The organism is Actinocorallia libanotica, assembly GCF_039525175.1.
GTDB classification, from domain to species: domain Bacteria; phylum Actinomycetota; class Actinomycetes; order Streptosporangiales; family Streptosporangiaceae; genus Actinocorallia; species Actinocorallia libanotica.
The window spans coordinates 489,922-507,173 of sequence record NZ_BAAAHH010000001.1 but is presented as its reverse complement, the minus strand read 5'-3'; the positions used below and the strand labels follow the sequence as shown (position 1 = coordinate 507,173).

At 71.4% G+C, this 17,252-nt stretch carries 16 protein-coding genes and 1 pseudogene; 8 read left to right on the top strand and 9 right to left on the bottom strand.

Going from position 1 to position 17,252, the window contains the following annotated elements:
- Positions 1 to 27: 27 nt before the first annotated feature.
- On the top strand, positions 28 to 678 hold the full coding sequence (locus tag ABD140_RS02440; RefSeq protein WP_344236171.1) for a precorrin-8X methylmutase: 651 nt from the start codon (positions 28 to 30) through the stop codon (positions 676 to 678).
- Positions 675 to 2,225, top strand: a complete 1,551-nt coding sequence (locus ABD140_RS02435; RefSeq protein WP_344236169.1) for a precorrin-2 C(20)-methyltransferase — start codon at positions 675 to 677, stop codon at positions 2,223 to 2,225. The genes ABD140_RS02440 and ABD140_RS02435 overlap by 4 nt, the downstream gene beginning before the upstream one ends.
- Positions 2,226 to 2,290: 65 nt before the next feature.
- Here ABD140_RS02435 and ABD140_RS02430 read toward each other — a convergent pair whose 3' ends face one another.
- From ABD140_RS02430 to ABD140_RS02420, 3 genes are all read right to left on the bottom strand, one after another.
- A complete protein-coding gene (locus ABD140_RS02430; protein WP_344236167.1) occupies positions 2,291 to 2,857 on the bottom strand; it encodes a TetR/AcrR family transcriptional regulator in 567 nt (188 codons plus the stop codon).
- The gene (locus ABD140_RS02425; protein WP_344236165.1) at positions 2,844 to 4,370 is read right to left on the bottom strand and encodes an MFS transporter; all 1,527 of its coding nucleotides are present in this window, start codon (positions 4,368 to 4,370) and stop codon (positions 2,844 to 2,846) included. The genes ABD140_RS02430 and ABD140_RS02425 overlap by 14 nt, the downstream gene beginning before the upstream one ends.
- A 105-nt stretch (positions 4,371 to 4,475) precedes the next feature.
- A complete protein-coding gene (locus ABD140_RS02420; RefSeq protein WP_344236163.1) occupies positions 4,476 to 5,435 on the bottom strand; it encodes an aldo/keto reductase in 960 nt (319 codons plus the stop codon).
- A gap of 128 nt (positions 5,436 to 5,563) precedes the next feature.
- Between ABD140_RS02420 and ABD140_RS02415 the strand changes: the two genes are divergently transcribed.
- The 3 genes and pseudogenes from ABD140_RS02415 (at position 5,564) to ABD140_RS02405 (ending at position 7,983) form a co-directional block, all read left to right on the top strand.
- The gene (locus tag ABD140_RS02415; protein WP_344236161.1) at positions 5,564 to 6,175 is read left to right on the top strand and encodes a TetR/AcrR family transcriptional regulator; all 612 of its coding nucleotides are present in this window, start codon (positions 5,564 to 5,566) and stop codon (positions 6,173 to 6,175) included.
- 306 nt (positions 6,176 to 6,481) lie between these two features.
- Positions 6,482 to 7,660 (top strand): annotated as a pseudogene (locus tag ABD140_RS02410) (RNA-guided endonuclease InsQ/TnpB family protein); the annotation flags it as partial.
- A 56-nt stretch (positions 7,661 to 7,716) separates the two neighbouring features.
- A complete protein-coding gene (locus ABD140_RS02405; RefSeq protein ID WP_344236159.1) occupies positions 7,717 to 7,983 on the top strand; it encodes an acyl-CoA thioesterase in 267 nt (88 codons plus the stop codon).
- 165 nt (positions 7,984 to 8,148) lie between these two features.
- On the opposite strand, the gene ABD140_RS02400 is transcribed toward ABD140_RS02405, so the two are convergent.
- A complete protein-coding gene (locus ABD140_RS02400; protein WP_344236157.1) occupies positions 8,149 to 8,556 on the bottom strand; it encodes a RidA family protein in 408 nt (135 codons plus the stop codon).
- Positions 8,557 to 8,629: 73 nt separating this feature from the next.
- Between ABD140_RS02400 and ABD140_RS02395 the strand changes: the two genes are divergently transcribed.
- A complete protein-coding gene (locus ABD140_RS02395) occupies positions 8,630 to 9,295 on the top strand; it encodes a TetR/AcrR family transcriptional regulator (RefSeq protein WP_344236155.1) in 666 nt (221 codons plus the stop codon).
- Positions 9,296 to 9,331: 36 nt separating this feature from the next.
- On the opposite strand, the gene ABD140_RS02390 is transcribed toward ABD140_RS02395, so the two are convergent.
- Both ABD140_RS02390 and ABD140_RS02385 read right to left on the bottom strand, forming a co-directional pair.
- Positions 9,332 to 10,564, bottom strand: coding sequence for a CU044_5270 family protein (locus tag ABD140_RS02390; protein ID WP_344236153.1), 1,233 nt, complete (start codon positions 10,562 to 10,564; stop codon positions 9,332 to 9,334).
- Positions 10,565 to 10,590: 26 nt separating this feature from the next.
- Positions 10,591 to 11,097: an RNA polymerase sigma factor gene (locus ABD140_RS02385; RefSeq protein WP_344236151.1), complete on the bottom strand. Its 507-nt coding sequence runs from the start codon at positions 11,095 to 11,097 to the stop codon at positions 10,591 to 10,593.
- Positions 11,098 to 11,222: 125 nt separating this feature from the next.
- On the opposite strand from ABD140_RS02385, the gene ABD140_RS02380 reads away from it, so the two are divergent.
- Positions 11,223 to 12,311 (top strand): hypothetical protein, encoded by a 1,089-nt coding sequence (locus tag ABD140_RS02380; protein WP_344236150.1) that lies wholly within the window; start codon positions 11,223 to 11,225, stop codon positions 12,309 to 12,311.
- 305 nt (positions 12,312 to 12,616) lie between these two features.
- Entirely contained in the window at positions 12,617 to 13,180 is a 564-nt protein-coding gene (locus ABD140_RS02375; RefSeq protein ID WP_344236149.1) for a hypothetical protein, read from the top strand.
- Positions 13,181 to 13,276: 96 nt separating this feature from the next.
- On the opposite strand, the gene ABD140_RS02370 is transcribed toward ABD140_RS02375, so the two are convergent.
- From ABD140_RS02370 to ABD140_RS02360, 3 genes are read right to left on the bottom strand one after another with little or no spacing between them, the layout of a single operon-like run.
- Entirely contained in the window at positions 13,277 to 15,562 is a 2,286-nt protein-coding gene (locus ABD140_RS02370) for a xanthine dehydrogenase family protein molybdopterin-binding subunit (RefSeq protein WP_344236148.1), read from the bottom strand.
- Positions 15,559 to 16,650: an FAD binding domain-containing protein gene (locus ABD140_RS02365; protein ID WP_344236146.1), complete on the bottom strand. Its 1,092-nt coding sequence runs from the start codon at positions 16,648 to 16,650 to the stop codon at positions 15,559 to 15,561. The genes ABD140_RS02370 and ABD140_RS02365 overlap by 4 nt, the downstream gene beginning before the upstream one ends.
- Positions 16,647 to 17,198 (bottom strand): (2Fe-2S)-binding protein, encoded by a 552-nt coding sequence (locus tag ABD140_RS02360; RefSeq protein WP_344236144.1) that lies wholly within the window; start codon positions 17,196 to 17,198, stop codon positions 16,647 to 16,649. The genes ABD140_RS02365 and ABD140_RS02360 overlap by 4 nt, the downstream gene beginning before the upstream one ends.
- Positions 17,199 to 17,252: the final 54 nt, after the last annotated feature.

The following is a 17,252-nucleotide window of genomic DNA, read 5'->3' as shown; positions in this document are numbered from 1 at the left end:
GGCGCGGCTCCGTTCCAAGGAGTCCTCATGCAACCGACTCGCCCCGCCAGGCGATTCGACTACCTCACCGACGGCGCCGCGATCTACGTGGACTCGTTCGCGACGATCCGCGCCGAGAGCGACCTGGCGCACCTGCCGGCCGACGCCGAGAAGGTCGCCGTCCGGATGATCCACGCCGCCGGGCAGGTCGACCTCGCCCGCGACCTCGTCGTCCACGAGCGGCTCGCCTCCGCGGCCCGCGCCGCGCTGGAGGCGGGCGCGCCGATCCTCACCGACGCGCACATGGTCGCCTCCGGAGTGACCCGGGCGCGGCTGCCGCGGGACAACGAGGTGGTCTGCCTGCTGCGCGACCCGCGCGTCCCGGACCTGGCCCGCGCGTGGGGCACGACGCGTTCGGCGGCCGCGGTGTCGTTGTGGGGCGAGCGGCTCGAAGGCGCCGTGGTGGCGATCGGGAACGCGCCCACCGCGCTGTTCCACCTGCTGGAGCTGCTGCTCGACGGAGCGCCCCGGCCCGCCGCGATCATCGGCGTCCCCGTGGGTTTCATCGGCGCCGCCGAGTCCAAGGAGGCGCTCGCCTCCTTCGAGCTCGACGTGCCGTTCCTCACCGTCCGGGGGCGTCGTGGCGGCTCCGCCATGGCCGCCTCCGCCCTCAACGCACTGGCACAGGAAGCGGAATGACCGGAAAGCTCTACGGTGTCGGCGTCGGGCCGGGCGATCCCGACCTCCTCACGCTCAAGGCGGCGCGGCTCATCGCCGGAGCCGACGTCATCGCCTACCACGCCAAGTCCAGCGGGCGCTCCAACGCCCGGCGCATCGCCGCCGGGCTCTTCCCCGAGGGCGTCATCGAGGAACGCCTCGTCTACCCGGTGACGACGGGCACGACCGACCATCCGGGCGGCTACGCCGGGGCGATCGCCCAGTTCTACGAGGAGTCCGCCGAACGGCTCGCCCGGCACCTGACGGCCGGACGCGACGTCGTCCTGCTCTCCGAGGGCGATCCCCTCTTCTACGGCTCGTACATGTACATGCACGACCGCCTCTCCCCCCGCTTCCCCGCCGAGATCGTCCCCGGCGTGACCTCGGTCTCGGCGGCCACCGCGGCGATCGCCAGCCCCCTCGTCCGCCACACCGACGTCCTGACGATCCTGCCCGGCACCCTGCCCGTCCCCGAGCTGGCCCGCCGCCTCGCCGACACCCAGGGCGCCATCATCATGAAGCTCGGCCGCACCTTCCCCGGCGTCCTCCAGGCGCTGACCGAGGCGGGCCGCCTCGACGACGCCCTGTACGTCGAACGCGCCTCCATGCCCGAGGAGTGCTGGCGCCCCGCCCGCGAGGTCGACCCGGCCTCCGTCCCGTACTTCTCCGTCATCGTCGTCACCGGCGACAGCGCCAACGGCGTCCGCCCCACCAGCGCCCCCGCCGCACGCCTCACCGGCGCGCCCGCCCCGTCTCCGCGGCCCGCGTCGGCCGGGGCCCAAGCCGCCGAGCTCCTCGTCGTCGGGCTGGGTCCCGGCCCGGACGCGTGGCTCACTCCCGAGGCCGCCGAGGTGCTGGCGGGCGTCGACCACATCGTGGGCTACGCCCCGTACGTCGACCGCGTCCCCCAGCGGGCGGGCCTGCGGCGCCACGCCAGCGGCAACACCGTCGAGGTCGACCGCGCCGCCCACGCGCTGCGCCTGGCCGCCGCCGGGGAGCGCGTCGCCGTGGTCTCCGGCGGCGACGCGGGGGTCTTCGGCATGGCCGCCGCGGTCTTCGAGGCCGCCGAGCACCCCGACCTGCGGCACGTCCCCATCCGCGTCGTCCCCGGCATGACCGCCGTCCAGGCCGTCGCCGCCCGCGCGGGCGCCCCCCTCGGTGGCGACTTCGCCGTCATGAGCCTCTCCGACCGCCTCAAGCCCTGGCCCGTCATCGAGAAGCGGCTGCGCGCCGTCGCCGAGGCCGACCTCGTCCTCGGCATCTACAACCCGGCCTCCCGCTCCCGCACCACCCAGGTGGCCGAAGCCCGGAAGGTCCTCCTCGACCACCGCCCCGCCGACACCGTCGTCATCGTCGGCCGCGACATCGGCCGCGCCGAGGAGTCCCTGGTCATCACCACCCTGGGCGACCTCGACCCCGCGTCCATCGACATGAAGTGCCTGCTCGTCATCGGCGCCCGGGGCACCAGGCGCACCCCGTCCGGCCGCGTCTGGACCTCCCGCTCCGTCCCGGAGGTCCAGGCGCGGTAGTGGTCGAGGTGTACGGGCGGCGTTCCGTGCCGCGTGTCCCGATCCGACGCCGGACGCCCGCCTTGTCAGGTCCAGGGCGGTTCGGTGAGGGTGAGGAGTTCCGCGCGGGCCACGGTGAGCTGCTCGGGGGTCAGGTAGGGGGTCGAGAGCGCGGTGGCGAGGCCTTCCGCGGCGTAGCGGATGGCGAGCGCCCGCCCTTCGGGGAGCCCGTCGGCGGCGAAGGCCTCGTCCCACGCCCGCGCGTCGCGCCGGCTGAACTCCTCGTCCTGCGCCGGGGGTCCGAGCACGGCGAAGAGACCGGTGACGGAGAAGGCGCCGACCAGGTACTCGCTGTCTCCGGTGAGGGCCCGGACGTAGCCGCGGGTGAACTTGCCCGGCCGGTTCTCGGAGAGGTCGATGTGCGCGCGGACCTCGTCCCACATGCGGTGGGCGGAGTTCCGGTACACCGCCTGGACCAGGGCTTCCCGGGAGGGGAAGTGGTGCATGAGGCCGCCCTTGGTGACGCCCGCGGCGGCGGCGATGTCGCCCAGGCTCACCTGGGCGCCGCGTTCGGTGAAGACCCTCTCGGCGGTGTCGAGGATCGCACGGCGGGTGCGTTCCTTGTCGCGGGTCCGGCGTTCAGGCGTGGACATGCTCCTCCTCCGTCCCGGCGGTGGCCGAGGGGATGACGCGCCAGGCGAGCACCGCCGACACGGCGAGGATCGCGGCGGCGAGGAAGGCCGTGGCCTGCACCGCGGTGGTGAAGGACTCCCTGGCGGCGGCGAGGGCGTCGTGGTCGGCGACCGCGGCCACGGCGGTGGCCAGCGACTGTTCGACGGCTGCGGTGTCGGCCGGCGGCAGGGCGGGCGGCAGGTCCAGATCGGCGCGGTAGACCGCGACCTGGATCGAGCCCAGGACCGCGATGCCCAGGGCTCCGCCGAGTTCGTAGCCGGTCTCGGCGATCGAGGAGGCGGCGCCGGCCCTCTCCTTGGGGACCGCGGTGACCACGGCGTCGGTGGACAGGGTCATGGCGATGCCGATCCCCAGGCCGATGACGACCAGGAAGACGCCCAGACCCCAGTACGACGGCAGGGAGGCGGCGAGCCCCAGACCGGCGAGGCCGACGGCTCCGGCGGCCAGCCCGGCGCCGATCGAACGCCCCGTGCCGAGCCTGGCGGCCAGGGCGCCGACGAACACGATGACGGCCATGGAGGCGATCGTCGAGGGCAGCTCGGCCAGCCCCGCCTGCAGCGGACCGTATCCGCGCACGAGCTGCAGGTACTGGGAGAAGAAGTACAGCAGCCCCATGAAGGCGAAGATCGCCAGCGCGTTCGCGGCCACCGATCCGGCGAAGGCGGGGACCTTGAACAGCGAGACGTCCAGGAGCGGGAACCTCAGCCGCTTCTGGCGGCGCAGGAACGCCCACCCCGCGGCGAGCCCGACCGCGGCGGTCGCGGGGACGCTCCAGTCCGGGCCGGAGCCCACCCAGTGCTTGACCGCGTACACCAGGGGGACGATCGCGAGGATCGACAGCGCCGAGGAGGCGAGGTCGACCGGCTGGTCGGAACGGCCGCGCGACTCCGGCAGCAGAAGATATCCGGTGACCAGGACCAGCAGCATGACCGGCATGTTGATCAGGAAGACCGAGCCCCACCAGAAGTTCTCCAGCAGCAGGCCGCCGACCAGCGGCCCCGCGGCGGCGCCGGCGGTGGCGCCGGCCGACCAGATCGCGATGGCGCGCGTGCGCTGCCCGGCGTCGGTGAACGTCGCGCGCACGATCGACAGCGACGAGGGCATCAGCGTCGCGCCGGCGACGCCCAGCAGGGCCCGGGCCGCGATCAGCGTCTCCGGGTCCGAGGCGAAGGCCGCCGCCACCGACGCGGCGCCGAACGCGCCGCTGCCGATCAGCAGCAGCCGCTTGCGGCCGATCCGGTCGGCCAGGTTGCCCATCGTGATGAGCAGTCCGGCCAGGACGAAGGAGTAGATGTCCCCGATCCACAACAGCTCCGTCGCCGACGGTCCGAGGTCGGCCGTCAGCGACGGGACCGCCAGGTAGAGGACGGTGCCGTCGATGGTCAGGAGCAGGACGACCAGCACGAGGACGCCGAGCGCGAGCCATTCGCGGCGCCCGGCCCGCGCCGGCGAGGTGTCGTTCGTTCCAGTCACAAGCCGTACACTAACCGACCAAACGGACTGTTAAAGAAACCAGATGGTTCCCGCACGGCGGAGACACGATGCCGCTCGAGCGGCCCGGCGCCTCCTGAGGGCGGGTCAGATCCAGGTGGGGAGTCGGGCGTAGCGGGCGCCGAAGCCGCCGTCGGGCAGGATCCGGGTGATGGCGTCCAGGTCGGCGGGGGTGAGGGAGAGGTCGGCGGCGGCGGTGTTCTCGGCCACGCGGTCGGGGCTGCGGGTACCGGGGATGGGGACGATGTCGTCGCCTTGGGCGAGGAGCCAGGCGAGGGCGAGTTGGGCGACGGTCGCGTTCTTGGTGGCGGCCAGGTCGGTCAGCCGGCGGACGGCTTCGGCGTTCTTCTCGAAGTTGCCGGGCTGCCAGCGGGCGTCGAGGGCGCGGCGCATGTCGGTCTCGTCGTAGGCGGCGGCGGGCTTGACGGCGTTGGTGAGGAAGCCGCGGCCCAGCGGGGAGTAGGCGACGAAGCCGATGCCCAGTTCGCGCAGGACCGGGAGGAGCTGCTCCACGTCGCGTTCGAACAGGGAGTACTCGGTCTGCAGGACCGAGACGGGGTGGACGGCGTGGGCCTTGCGGATGGTCTGCGGGCCCGCCTCGGACAGGCCGAAGTACTTCACCTTGCCCGCCTCGATGAGCTCCTTGACGGTTCCGGCGACGTCCTCGATCGGCACGTCCGGGTCGACGCGGTGCTGGTAGAGCACGTCGACGTGGTCGACGCCGAGGTGGCGCAGGCTGTTGTCGAGGACCTCGCGGATGTGCTCGGGCCGCGAGTCGGTGCCCATCTCGCGGGTGAAGCCGAACTTCGTCGCGATGGTGATCTCGTCGCGGAACGGCGCGACGGTCCGGCCGACGACCTTCTCGTTCTCGCCCCAGCCGTAGAGCTCGGCGGTGTCGAAGTGGGTGACGCCCAGCTCGTGGGCGCGCCGGATCGCCGCGACGCCCTCGGCGGTGTCGCCGGGACCGTACGCCATCGAGATGCCCATCGCGCCGTAGCCGAGAGCGGAGGTGACCAGGCCCTGGCGGCCCAGAGTGCGCTGCTGCATGAAGAAGCCCCTTCGCGGAGGACGGAACGCCCGGAGCCGTACCGAACCGTTCGGTATGGCCTTGTCGTCAGACTACCCATCCCGCTCCACGAATCAAACCGAACGGTTCGGTCGGCTAGGCTGGGGGCATGACCAGCCCCGACTCGACCAGGGACCGGATCGTCGCCGCCGCCCAGGCCGAGTTCGCCCGGCACGGCATCGCCGGCGCCCGCGTCGACCGGATCGCCAAGGCCGCCCGCACCAGCAAGGAACGGGTCTACGCCCACTTCCGCAGCAAGGAGGACCTCTACGGCTTCATCGCCTCGCAGGAACTCGCGGCCGCGGCCGAAGCCGCCCATTTGGACCCCGCCGACCTCCCCTCCTACGCGGCCCAGCTGTTCGACTACTTCACCGCCCACCCCGACCGCTACCGGTTCATCGCCTGGGGCCGCCTCGAACTCGCCGCCGACCCCCGCGACGGCGCCCCCGGCCCCGCCCTCTACCGCGACGCCCTCCTCGGCAAGATCGAAAAGCTCCGCCGCGCCCAGCGCGCAGGCGACCTCGACCCCACCTGGGACCCCGTCGACATCATGGCCCTCGTCGTCCAGATCACCCACACCTGGCTCGACCAGACCGCCCTGGCCGCCGTCGCCCCCCGCACCGCCGCCGACCCCGCCCCCTCCGCCCGCCGCGCCGCCGTCATCCGCGCCGTCACCGCCCTCTTCCCCCCGGCCCGGCCCGCTTCAACGCCTTCCGCCTGACCCGGCGACGTCACGCGCCCGACCGGGTAGTGCCCGCCCGGCTTCAGCCCGCTGGCGACGGTCTTCCTCGCCGTCTTCGCGGTCGCCTCCGTCCAGAACGGACGTTCCAGCCGTCCCCGCTGAGACCACTCCCGACACGGGGCGGGTCGACGATGAGAACGTTGTCGTAGCGGCTTCCTCCCGGTGAGCCGCGCAGGACGCTTCGATAGCCTCTGGGCGTCTGTGGCACCGACTGAATCAGATGGATGCCCGGAGCCGTGCGCTGAAGCGGTTCCCAGGTGTGATCCCCACGGCGAGGAGCTCCCCATGGCGACGGACAAGGGCCACTCCTTCTCGTTCACCCCCGGTTCTACGAGATCGACTCCCAGAGCGTCATGTTCAACAGGGTCTAGCAAGGAACTCCGGCCGTTCACGGCCGGAATTCAGGAAACACTCTCAGTGCCGTGGAGGGGACGCTATGTTGCGGGTGTGAAGCTGGTGGTGCAGGTGAAGCTGCTCCCGGACGAGGCCACCGTGGTGGCTTTGCGAGAGACGCTGCACATCTGCAACCGGGCCGCCGACCACGCTTCCCGGCGTGCGTTCGACACCGGTGTCACCAGCAGCCGGGCGCTCCAGCGGCTGGTGTACGCAGAGGTGAAGGCGATGGGCCTGTCCGCCCAACCCGCTCTGCACGTCGTGCGTAAGACCGCCGGCGCCTACGCCACCTTGAAAGCGAACCTGAGGGCCGGTAACCACCGCCCGGTGGGTTCCAGGCGGCGCCGGGCGGTGGAGTCCAAGCCGGTGCGCTTCCGCAAGGACGCCGCCCAGCCGTTCGACGACCGCTGCCTGTCCTGGCAACTGGATACCCGCACCGTCTCGATCTGGACCGTCCACGGCCGCGTGAAGAACATCCCGTTCCAGTGCTCGCCGGCCCAGTGGAAGATGCTCACCGAGCATCGGCGCGGGGAGTCCGACCTGGTGTTCCGGGGCGGGAGGTGGTACCTGTACGCCACCTGCGAGGTTCCCGAACCCGCCTTGCTCGATCCGGTCGGCTTCCTGGGGGTGGACTTGGGCATCGTGAACATCGCCACCACCAGCGACGGCGACCGGTATGCAGGAAAGCACCTCAACCAGGTCCGTCACCGGCACCGGCGACTGCGCCGCAAACTCCAGAAGAAGGGCACCAAGTCCACCAAACGGCTCATGCGCAAGCTGTCGGGCCGGGAGGCGCGGTTCGCGGCCGACACCAATCACCGCATCGCCAAGAAGCTCGTGACCGAGGCTCAACGCACCTGCCGCGGCATCGCCCTGGAGGACCTGGGCGGTATCCGCGACAGGGTACGGCTTCGTAAGCCCCAGCGGGTCACGCTGCATTCCTGGTCGTTCGCACAACTCGGTGCATACATCTCCTACAAGGCCGCTCGGGTCGGGGTGGCGGTGGCGTTCGTCGATTCCCGCCACACCTCGCAGGAATGCAGCCGCTGCCACCACATCAGCCGGAGTAACCGGCCTGATCAGTCCACTTTTCTTTGCACGTCGTGTGGCTTCGCTGAGCACGCCGAGTGCAGGTCGTCCACGCCGAGCTCGACTGGAAGGACTCGATCAAGACGCACGACCGCGTGGAGGTCCTGGTCGGCACCGCCCGCATCGGCACGAAGAGCTTCACGCTGGACTTCGCCTTCCGCAAGGACGGGCGGATCACCTGCACCGGGGAGATCGTCTACGCGGTCGTCTCCCCCGAGGCCGCGCAGGCGGTGCCCGTCCCCGCCCGCCTGGCCGAAGCGCTCGCGCCGGTCGACTCCCTGCGGGAGCGGCTCGGCTCGCCCTGAAGACGCCCCGCCGGAAGCGACGTCCCTGGGCGACTAGGGCGAACGCTCCGACGCGGGACGGGCGCCATGCCCCGGCGCCCGTCCCGCGGTTCTCCGGGGTCGCAGGGCGGGAGCCGATGCGGCCGACGCCGGAGTCGGAGAACGGGCCGTCTTCCCTTTCCGCGGTCAGTCGATGACCGCGGTGGCCTCGACTTCGACCAGGAGGTCGGGCTCGCCCAGCGCGGCGACGCCCAGCAGGGTGATCGGCTTGACCGGGTCGACGCCCAGCTTCGCGGCCGCCCGGGCGACGCCCTCTCCCAGCAGGGGCATCTTGTCCGGGGTCCAGTCGACGAGGTAGACGGTCAGCTTCGCCACGTCGTCGAAGGACGCGCCGGCCTCGGCCAGGGCGGTGCCGATGTTGAGGTAGCACTGCTCGACCTGGGCGGCCAGGTCTCCTTCGCCGACCCTGTTCCCTTCGGCGTCGCGGGCGACCTGGCCGGCGAGGAACACCAGCTTCGACCCCGTGGCGATGGACATCTGCCGGTAGACCTCGGGCTTGGGCAGTCCGTCGGGGTTCACCAGGGTCACGGCCATGCTGTCTCCTTGTCGTCGGAGCCCCGCGGGCTCACGTCCCACAATACATAGCATTGCTATGTATTGTGGGGGCATGGCAAGGACCAGAGACCCCGCGGTCCGCACCCTGCTCCTCGAGCGCGCCGCGCACATGCTCCGGACCCGCGAGCCCCTCACGCTCCGCTCCCTGGTGGCGGGGACCGGCGTGTCGACCATGGCCGTCTACACCTATTTCGACGGCATGGACGGCGTGTGGAAGGCGCTGCGGCAGGAGGGCTTCACCCGCCTGGCGGCCAGGCTCACGACGGTGGCGGCGTCCGCGGACCCGGTCCGGGACCTGGCCGCCCTGGGCGCCGCCTACCTGCGCAACGCCCTGGACGACCCCGACCTGTACCGCGTCATGTTCGACGCGACCTTCGAACTCCAGGACCCGCGGGCCGCCGACGAGACCCTGTACGCCCTGGTCCAGGCCGTCGAACGGGCCAAGGACGCAGGCCGCTTCCGCGACGACGTGGACCCGCTCGAACTGGCCACCCAAAGCTGGATCGTCGGACACGGCCTGGCCTCCCTCACCGCCACCGGCCCCCTGCCGCCCGAGACGCTCGCCCACGGCATCCCCCTGCTGACCGCGCTGTTCACCAGCGCCGGAGACGCCCCCGACCGATGCCGCCGATCGGTCGAGCACGGCTGGCAGCGACTGCTCCAGCCCTCCAGCACGCCGTCCGAGCAGCTCCGCAGCCGCCGAGACCCGCACCGGTGAGTCTCGGGAGGTCCGCGAAGGCGATGCTTCGAGGCGTCAGCGGGAGTGCTTGGCGTGCTTGAGGCGGGACATGGGGAGGGCCGGGATCCAGCGGGACTCCTGGAAGAGTTCGTAGGAGCGCCACTGGCCCTGCCTGTCGGAGGGGGGCCAGACGGGCTTGGAGATCTGGTCGGCGGTGGCCAGGGCGGTGCCGGTGGACGGGTCGATGATGAGGACGGTGTCGTAAAGGGTTCCTCCCTGCACCATTTCGCCGTTCCGCACGAAGTTGCTGTCGGCCCTGCCGGTGAGGGCGATGGCCTGGCCCGTACGGCCCAAAGGGTCGGTCATCTCGCCGCGGGACTCGACGCCGGGGATGTGGGAGAGCATGCCGAAGGCCGCCGATCGGAGGGCGGGAGAGACCGGAAGGCGGGCGACCAGGTCGACGCCCGCGCGGAAGAGGTCACCGGAGAGGAGGTACCTGTGCTGGACGGGGTCGGGCCGGTTCTCCTTCGGAGCGGCGTCGGTCATGGCGGTCATCTCGCGGAGGAGGCGGTCGTAGAGGGCCTTCGGGTCGGTCGGGAGCTTCGCGAGGTTCTCCGGGGTCGCGAGGCGGGAGCCGATGCGGCCGACGCCGAAGTCGGAGACGTGCCGCCAGACGTCCGGGGTGGTGGCAGGAGGTTCGAGCTTGACGCGCACACGGCCCCTCTCCTGGGACATGCCGAAGAACTCGAAGGGAGGGGTCTCGAACGTCCAGCCGCGGGGGGAGCCGTCGGCCTTCCATGCCTGCTCGGCGGCCGAAGAGGCGAGTGCGGTGCCCAGATCCCGGTTGATCATGTACTGGTAGTGGCCGGGTTCCTTCGCGCGCCACATCTCCTGTTCCGTCCGGCTGTCGAGCAGGTAGTCCTTGCCGGGGATCGAGATCTGCCGTCCGGAGATCCAGCGGGTGTAGAGGAAGTCGCCTTCGGCCGCGGGTGCCTTCAGCGAGGACGCGCCCGCGGCGAGGAGGATCTCGCGGGCGGACAGCGGTGTCGGGGCGGTCTCGGACGGGCGGCTCTGCGGCGTCGGCGGTGTCGTGCCGGTGGTGGCGATGACCGCCACGGCGGTTCCGGCCGCGACGACGCCCAGGCCCGCGGCCTTCCAGAGAGACCGGCCGCGCCGGGCCGGTGCCGAGGAGGCGTCGGGAGCGGAAGCGAGGGCGCGGGTCAGGTCGCGGTCGCGCCGGGTCCGGTCGGGGGCGGGGCCGAGGTCGGGCCGGGCGGCGGCGAGGGCCTGGAGCAGGTCGTCGGGCATGGGGGTCCTCCCGGGTCGGGCGGGCATCAGGTGGCCTCGGGGATCAGGGCGGCGAGCGCGGGCGGGGCGGGCCGGGCCAGCCGTTTGCGGGCGCGGTGCAGGCGGACGAAGAACGCCGCCTTGGAGCAGCCGACGACCCGGGCCGCCTCGGCGGCGGAGAGGCCGTGCCAGGCGATCAGGGTGAGCGCCTCGCGGTCGGCCTCGGACAGGGCCGCCAGCCGGTGCAGCAGCTCGGCGCGCTCGGCCACCTGCTCGCCGACGTCGTCCTCCGGGGTCGCCCAGCCTCTCAGCTCCCGGGCCAGGGAGTCCTGCCGCGCCTCGTCCCGGAAGTTCTTCCTGGCCACGTTCCGCGCCACGCCCAGCAGCCAGGGGAGCGGTGGATCGGGCAGGTCGGCGAACCGCCGCCAGGCGATGCAGAAGGTCTCTCCCGCCACCTCCTCGGCCAGGTCCCGGCCCGCCACCGTCACCGCATAGGCGAAGACCTTCGGATGGCACTCGTCGTACAGGGCGGTGAAGCGCTCCGCGGGATCCAAGCCGTACCCTTTCCATGGTTCTGTCCTGGGTAGTGCGCGGAAGCGGCACATTCTTACGGCCGGTGGCGACTTTCGCCGGGCCCCCTCGGGTTCTGACGGCCAGTGGCAGTGGGAAGATGTCGATCATGCCGCGCAGCAAGCTCCTGCCTCCTCTCGTGCTCGTGGCGGCCTTCGCCCCCGCCGCGCCTTCCCACGCCGCTCCGGCGTCGCCGTTCAAGGTGCTCGAGAAGGTGGACGGAGTGGCGAGCCGGATCGTCATGACCGGAGCGAAGTCCGGGTTCGCGTTCTTCGTCAGAGGCGAACCCCGGAAGCCGCTCGCCTACCGGTGGAACGGCAGGACGTGGCGTGCCACTCCGATGCCCGGCGGGTTCGGCGACGCGCTCAACCTCGAGGTCGAAGCCGCCGCTTCGGGGCCTTCCCGCGTGTGGGCGCTGATGTCGACTCACGACGGGAACGAGGGGGCGGCCCGAAGCCGGGTGGTCCGCTGGGACGGGCGGCGCTGGTCGAAGGTCCGGTCCTTCCCCGGCATGCTGCTCGACCAGATCGCGGTGAAGGGCCGGAAGGACGTCTGGGTCTTCGGCACGGACGCCAGGACGAAGAAGGACAAGGCCTGGCACTACAACGGCCGCGTCTGGCGCACGAAGACCGTACCGGGCTCGCAGCACTCCTATCTGAAGGTCCGGTCGGGCGCGGGCCGGATCTGGGCGATCGACTGGTTCAGCGGTCACCGACTGCTCCGCTGGACCGGGACCCGCTGGAAGGCCGTCAAGGTCACACTGCCCGGAGGCGTCTCCCGCTGGGAGACGACGTCCCTGGACGTCCAGGACGAGCGCGTCACCGTCGGTTTCTCCACGAAACGGTCGACCGAAGACGGCGTCCCACTGTCGGGGGAAAGCCGCATCGTCTCCGGGAACGGCCACCGTTGGCGTGTCGAGAAGCCCGGTCCCGCCCGAAGCAAGGTCCTGCAGATCGCCGTCCCGGACGGCCGCGGCGGCATGTGGGCCCTCGGCTCCGACCCCGCCATCGGCCCCGACGACGCAGACCGCCTCTACCACCGCACCGCCAAGGGCCGCTGGAAGACCCGCGCCCTCCCCTACGGCGGCCTCAACACCCGGCCCGAGGACCTGGCCCGCCTCCCCGGCTCCACCCGGCTGATCGGCGTCGCCGGCACCTACCTCGTCCACGAGTACGGCCGGATCATCACCACCCGCTGAAAGAAGTCGTGTTCCCGCCGGTCGGGACCGGTCGGAGCGCCCACCAGTTCCTCGACCAGCGCCGGTTCCGCGGGCGGGGCGTGCGTCATCAGGCGCATCGCGAGTTCAAGATCTGCCGGAAAATCCCCAGCAGAAAATAGCATTTCTGCCTTCTGTCATATTCCGGCCAAAAGTCTACGCTTTTCGCCCGTTGACGGAATCTTACCCATTTTCTACGTTCACAGTGATCGTTCATCCTCGTATCCGCTTCCGCCCGCCCGACACGTGCGGAAGCAAGGCCCCCGGAAAACCCGAAAGCAGGAGACATGAGAATCGTCCGCGCGCTCGCCGTCCTTTTCACGGCGATGATGACGGCGCTGATGTTCGGCGGTCCCGCGTCCGCCACCACGATCGGCAATCACGGCGGCTGGCTGGCCGTCGCCCTGGCCTCGCAGGGCTGCGCCCCCGTCGCCATGGAGGGGACGGTCGCCGCCTCCGGCTCCCCCGTCACCGTCTCCAACACGTTTTTCCCCGGCACGTGCAGCGGCGGGCTCGCCATCACCGTCTCCGGCGGTTCCTTCACCTACGTCGGGGGCACCTGGGACGGCAACGCCACGCTGCCCGCCGTCTTCTCGATGACCTCTCCCGCCCCCTGCTCCTACTCCGCCACCATCCCCGCCCGGCTCTACAACGGGACCAATTCCTCCCGGCCCTATCCCCTCAACAACCACCTGCAACTCGAATTCGACACCACGGCCGTCCTCACCAAGATCTCCGGCTCCTTCCTGTGCCCCAGCACCACGAACATGGTCTTCGACGCCGTCTACCAGGTCCGCGGCTGGAACAGTTCCACCAACCTCTACGACCGGACCATGACCATCGCCCCCTGATCGGCCCGCGGCGCATTTCCCGGTCACCGGTGATCGTGGAAAAGAAAGCGGCACCGCCTGCTCGGGTCGAATGAGCGGGCGGTGCCGGGCGACCATTCACCAGGGGCGCATGACCTTGTCCGGGGTCATGGGAGTGCTGCGGATGCGGCGGCCGGTGGCGTGGTAGATGGCGTTGCAGACGGCGGCCGAGACGCCGACGATGCCGATCTCGCCGACGCCCTTGGCGCCGAGGCGGCTGGCTATGCGGTCCTCCTCGTCGACGAAGAGGACTTCGATGTCGGCGATGTCGGCGTTCACCGGGACGTGGTACTCGGAGAGGTTGTGGTTCATGAAGCGACCGAGGCGGTGGTCGCTGTAGGTCTCCTCGTGGAGGGCACCGCTGATGCCCCACACCACGCCGCCGGAGATCTGCGAGGTCGCCGTCTTCAGGTTCATGATGCGGCCCGCGGCCACGGCGCTCACCACGCGGGTGACGCGTACCGTGCCGAGGTCCTCGTCGACCTTGACCTCGCAGAAGACCGCCGAGTGGGTGCCCAGCGCCCATTTGCGTTTGCGGAGCATGTTGGACACCAGGGTGTGGCTCGCCTCGAGGCGCTGCTCGCCCGCCGCGGCCAGGAGGTCCACCAGGCGCATCGAGCGCTCCGGGGAGCCCGGGACGCGCAGGTGGCCGTCGGCGAACTCGACCTGGTCGAGGGTCAGGTGCTCGAACGGGGAGCCGGGCAGGCGGCGGGCGAGGCGGAGGAGCTTCTGCTGCAGTTCGACGCAGGCGCCCTCGACGGCCGAGCCGATCGTCGCCACGTGGCTGGAGCCGCCTTCGACGGAGGCCAGCGGCAGGTTCGAGTCGCCCAGCTGGAAGATCACGTTCTCCAGCGGCAGGCCCATGGTCGCGGCCGCGATCTGCGCCATCACCGTGTAGGTGCCGGTGCCGATGTCGCTGGCGGCGCTGCTGACGACGAGGCGTCCGTCCGTGTGCAGTACCGCGGTGGCGCGGCCGTAGAACTGGGCGGCGTCCCAGATGCCGGTGGCCATGCCCCAGCCCACCAGCTCGTGCCCGTCCTGCATGGAGCGGGGGCGCGGGGGGCGTTCGGCCCAGCCGAAGCGTTCGGCGCCCCGGGTGTAGCAGGCCCGCAGTTCCTTGGACGAGTACGGCAGGTCCTCCATCGGCGAATATTCGGTGTAGTTGCGCAGCCGCAGTTCCAGCGGGTCCATGTCCAGCTCGACGGCGAGCTCGTCCATGGCCACCTCGAGCGCGTGCACGCCGTGCACCGCGCCGGGGGCCCGCATGTCGATGGGCGTGTACTGGTCGAGGTCGACGAGCCGGTAGCCGAGGCGGATGTTGTCGCACGCGTACAACTTGCCCGACCAGTTGACGACGACCTCGGTGTAGTCCTCCATCCGCGACGTCTCGGCGATCGCCACGTGCTCGATGGAGCGCAGCGTGCCGTCGCGGTCGGCCGCCAGGCGCACCCGCTGCCACGTCTCGGGCCGGTGCCCGAAGGTGAACATCTGCTGGCGGGTCATCACCACGCGCACCGAACGTCCCAGGTACAGCGTTCCCATCACCGCCAGGGGCAGCTGGTACTGCGGACGCAGGCCCGAGCCGAACGCGCCGCCGACGTAGGGGTTGCGTACGGTCACCTGGCTCTTCTTCAGGCCGAACACGCGCGATACGTAGGAGCGGCAGTTGATGGAGCTCTGGTTCTTGTCGTAGATCGTGAGGTGGCCGTCCTCGCCGCGGATGACGGTCGAGGCGAACATCTCCATGGGGTTGTGGTGCTCGACTCCGGCGGTGTAGACGGCGTCCATCTTCACTTCGGCGGCACCGTAGGCGGCCCGCGCGTCGCCCTTCTCGGACGGCGGCGGCTTGTATCCGAACTTCAGAGGCCGGGGGCGGTGCGCCCGCCGGAGGCTCGCCAGCAGGTTCGTGTCGTGCGGACGCTCGTCGTAGCGCACCCGTACCAGGCGTGACGCCGCCCGCGCGGCCTCGAACGTCTCGGCCAGGACCAGCGCCACGGGCTGGCCGCTGTAGCGGACGCGGTCGTCGTGCAGCGGCTTGAACGGCGAGCCCGCGGGAGCCGTCAGGTCCTTGAAGGCGAAGCCGAGCGAACGCATCCGCGGCCGGTTCTCGTGCGTCAGCACGGCCAGCACGCCCGGGACCTCCCTCGCCTTGCGGGTGTCGATGGAGACGATCCGGCCCCTGGCGATGGTGCTGTTGACCACCACGCCGTGCACGAGGCCGTCGGCGGGGTGCTCCGCGGCGTAGCGGGCGCCTCCGGTCACCTTGGCCACGCCGTCCACGCGCGACACCGGCTGGCCGAGCCGCACGGTGCCGGTGCCGACCGGCGCGGTCGGGGCGTTGAGGTCGGCGATCAGGTCGGTCACGGCTGCTCCTCGGTGTCCATGCGGTCCAGCGGGGGTCCTTCGAACGGCTCGCTGGTGAAGAACGGGAGCCCGAGCAGGCCGGTGTTCGACGGGACGCCGTCGAGGGCCATGCCCAGCGCCCGTACCACCGCGCGGTGGGCGAGCGGGATCTTGAACGCGTTGTCGCCCTGGCTGCGCGCCCCTTCGAGCACGGTCTCGGCGGCGGCCTCGAACGCGGCGGGAGTGGGGCGCGCGCCCACCAGGACGGCCTCCGCCGCGGGCACCCGCCACGGCTTGTGCGCCACGCCGCCGAGCGCGAGGCGCGCTCCCCGTACGACGCCGTCCTCGTCGAGGTCGAGTGCGGCGGCGACCGAGACCAGGGCGAAGGCGTAGGAGGCCCGTTCGCGCACCTTCAGGTAGGTGGAGTGGGCGGCGAACTCGTCGGCGGGCGGGAGCTCGATGGCGGTGATCAGCTCGTTCTCGCCGAGCGTGGTGTCGCGCTGTGGCTCGTCGCCGGGCAGGCGGTGGAACCGGTCGAAGGGGATGGCCCGCCTTCCCTCGGTCGAGCGCACGTGCACGGTGGCGCCGAGCGCGGCCAGCGCCACGCAGAAGTCCGAGGGGTGGGTGGCGATGCACTGCTCGCTGGCGCCGAGGATGGCGTGCTGGCGCGCCAGGCCCGTGATCGCGCCGCATCCGGTGCCGGGCTCGCGCTTGTTGCAGGGCGTCCCCACGTCGTAGAAGTAGTGGCAGCGGGTGCGCTGCAGCAGGTTGCCGCCGTTGGTCGCCATGTTGCGGATCTGCGGGGAGGCTCCGGCGAGGATCGCGGCCGAGATGAGGGGGTAGCGGCGGCGCACCTCCGGATTCCGCGCGGTCGCCGCGTTGCGGGCCATCGCGCCCAGCAGCAGGCCGCCTTCCTCACTCGGGCGGATCTCGTCCAGGCCGAGGCGGTTGACGTCCACCAGCGCCACCGGCCGTGCCACGTCCTCCTTCATCAGGTCGAGCAGGTTGGTGCCGCCGGCGATGGGCCGTACCGGTCCGGTCGCGCCGTCGGCGAGCGCGTCGAGTGCCTCTTCCACGGTGCGGGCGGTCGAGAAGGTGAAGGCCCTCATGCGGCACCGCCCTCGCCGCGGGAGGCGGTGAGCACGTCGAGCACGGCCTGGGTGATCTGCGGGTAGGCGCCGCAGCGGCACACGTTGCCGCTCATCATCTCGCGCACCCGCACCGCGTCGTCTCCATCCGGCGCGCCGTCGAGCTCGTCCAGCATCCCGACCGCCGAGCAGAGCTGGCCCGGCGTGCAGTAGCCGCACTGGAAGGCGTCGCGGTCGATGAAGGCCTGCTGGAGCGGGTGCAGCCGCTCGCCCTCGGCGAGTCCCTCGACGGTGACGACCTCCGCGCCGTCCTGCATGACGGCCAGGGTGAGGCACGAGTTGACGCGCACGCCGTTCAGCAGCACCGTGCAGGCGCCGCACTGCCCGTGGTCGCAGCCCTTCTTCGTGCCGATGAGGTCCAGCCGGTCGCGCAGGAGGTCCAGGAGGGTGACCCAGGACTCGACTTCGAGCCGCCGGGGCACTTTGTTGACGACCAGTTCGACGTTGTGCCGGTCGGCTGTGACCGGTGGTGCGGCCTCGGGGGCCATGCTCTCGATCTCGCTGCCCATGCGGGGCGGATACCCCCGGTGACCTCGGCGAACCCCGGCGGGATGCGCGGACGC

Excerpts from the sequence above, each read along its gene's own strand:
- ABD140_RS02400 (WP_344236157.1), bottom strand. The coding sequence starts at position 8,556 with ATGGCCGTGACCCTGGTGAACCCCGACGGACTGCCCAAGCCCGAGGTC.
- ABD140_RS02390 (WP_344236153.1), bottom strand. The coding sequence starts at position 10,564 with ATGCCCGACGACCTGCTCCAGGCCCTCGCCGCCGCCCGGCCCGACCTC.
- ABD140_RS02380 (WP_344236150.1), top strand. The coding sequence starts at position 11,223 with ATGCCGCGCAGCAAGCTCCTGCCTCCTCTCGTGCTCGTGGCGGCCTTC.
- ABD140_RS02365 (WP_344236146.1), bottom strand. The coding sequence starts at position 16,650 with ATGAGGGCCTTCACCTTCTCGACCGCCCGCACCGTGGAAGAGGCACTC.
- ABD140_RS02415 (WP_344236161.1), top strand. The coding sequence starts at position 5,564 with ATGACCAGCCCCGACTCGACCAGGGACCGGATCGTCGCCGCCGCCCAG.
- ABD140_RS02420 (WP_344236163.1), bottom strand. The coding sequence starts at position 5,435 with ATGCAGCAGCGCACTCTGGGCCGCCAGGGCCTGGTCACCTCCGCTCTC.
- ABD140_RS02360 (WP_344236144.1), bottom strand. The coding sequence starts at position 17,198 with ATGGGCAGCGAGATCGAGAGCATGGCCCCCGAGGCCGCACCACCGGTC.
- ABD140_RS02395 (WP_344236155.1), top strand. The coding sequence starts at position 8,630 with ATGGCAAGGACCAGAGACCCCGCGGTCCGCACCCTGCTCCTCGAGCGC.
- ABD140_RS02435 (WP_344236169.1), top strand. The coding sequence starts at position 675 with ATGACCGGAAAGCTCTACGGTGTCGGCGTCGGGCCGGGCGATCCCGAC.
- ABD140_RS02440 (WP_344236171.1), top strand. The coding sequence starts at position 28 with ATGCAACCGACTCGCCCCGCCAGGCGATTCGACTACCTCACCGACGGC.
- ABD140_RS02375 (WP_344236149.1), top strand. The coding sequence starts at position 12,617 with ATGAGAATCGTCCGCGCGCTCGCCGTCCTTTTCACGGCGATGATGACG.
- ABD140_RS02430 (WP_344236167.1), bottom strand. The coding sequence starts at position 2,857 with ATGTCCACGCCTGAACGCCGGACCCGCGACAAGGAACGCACCCGCCGT.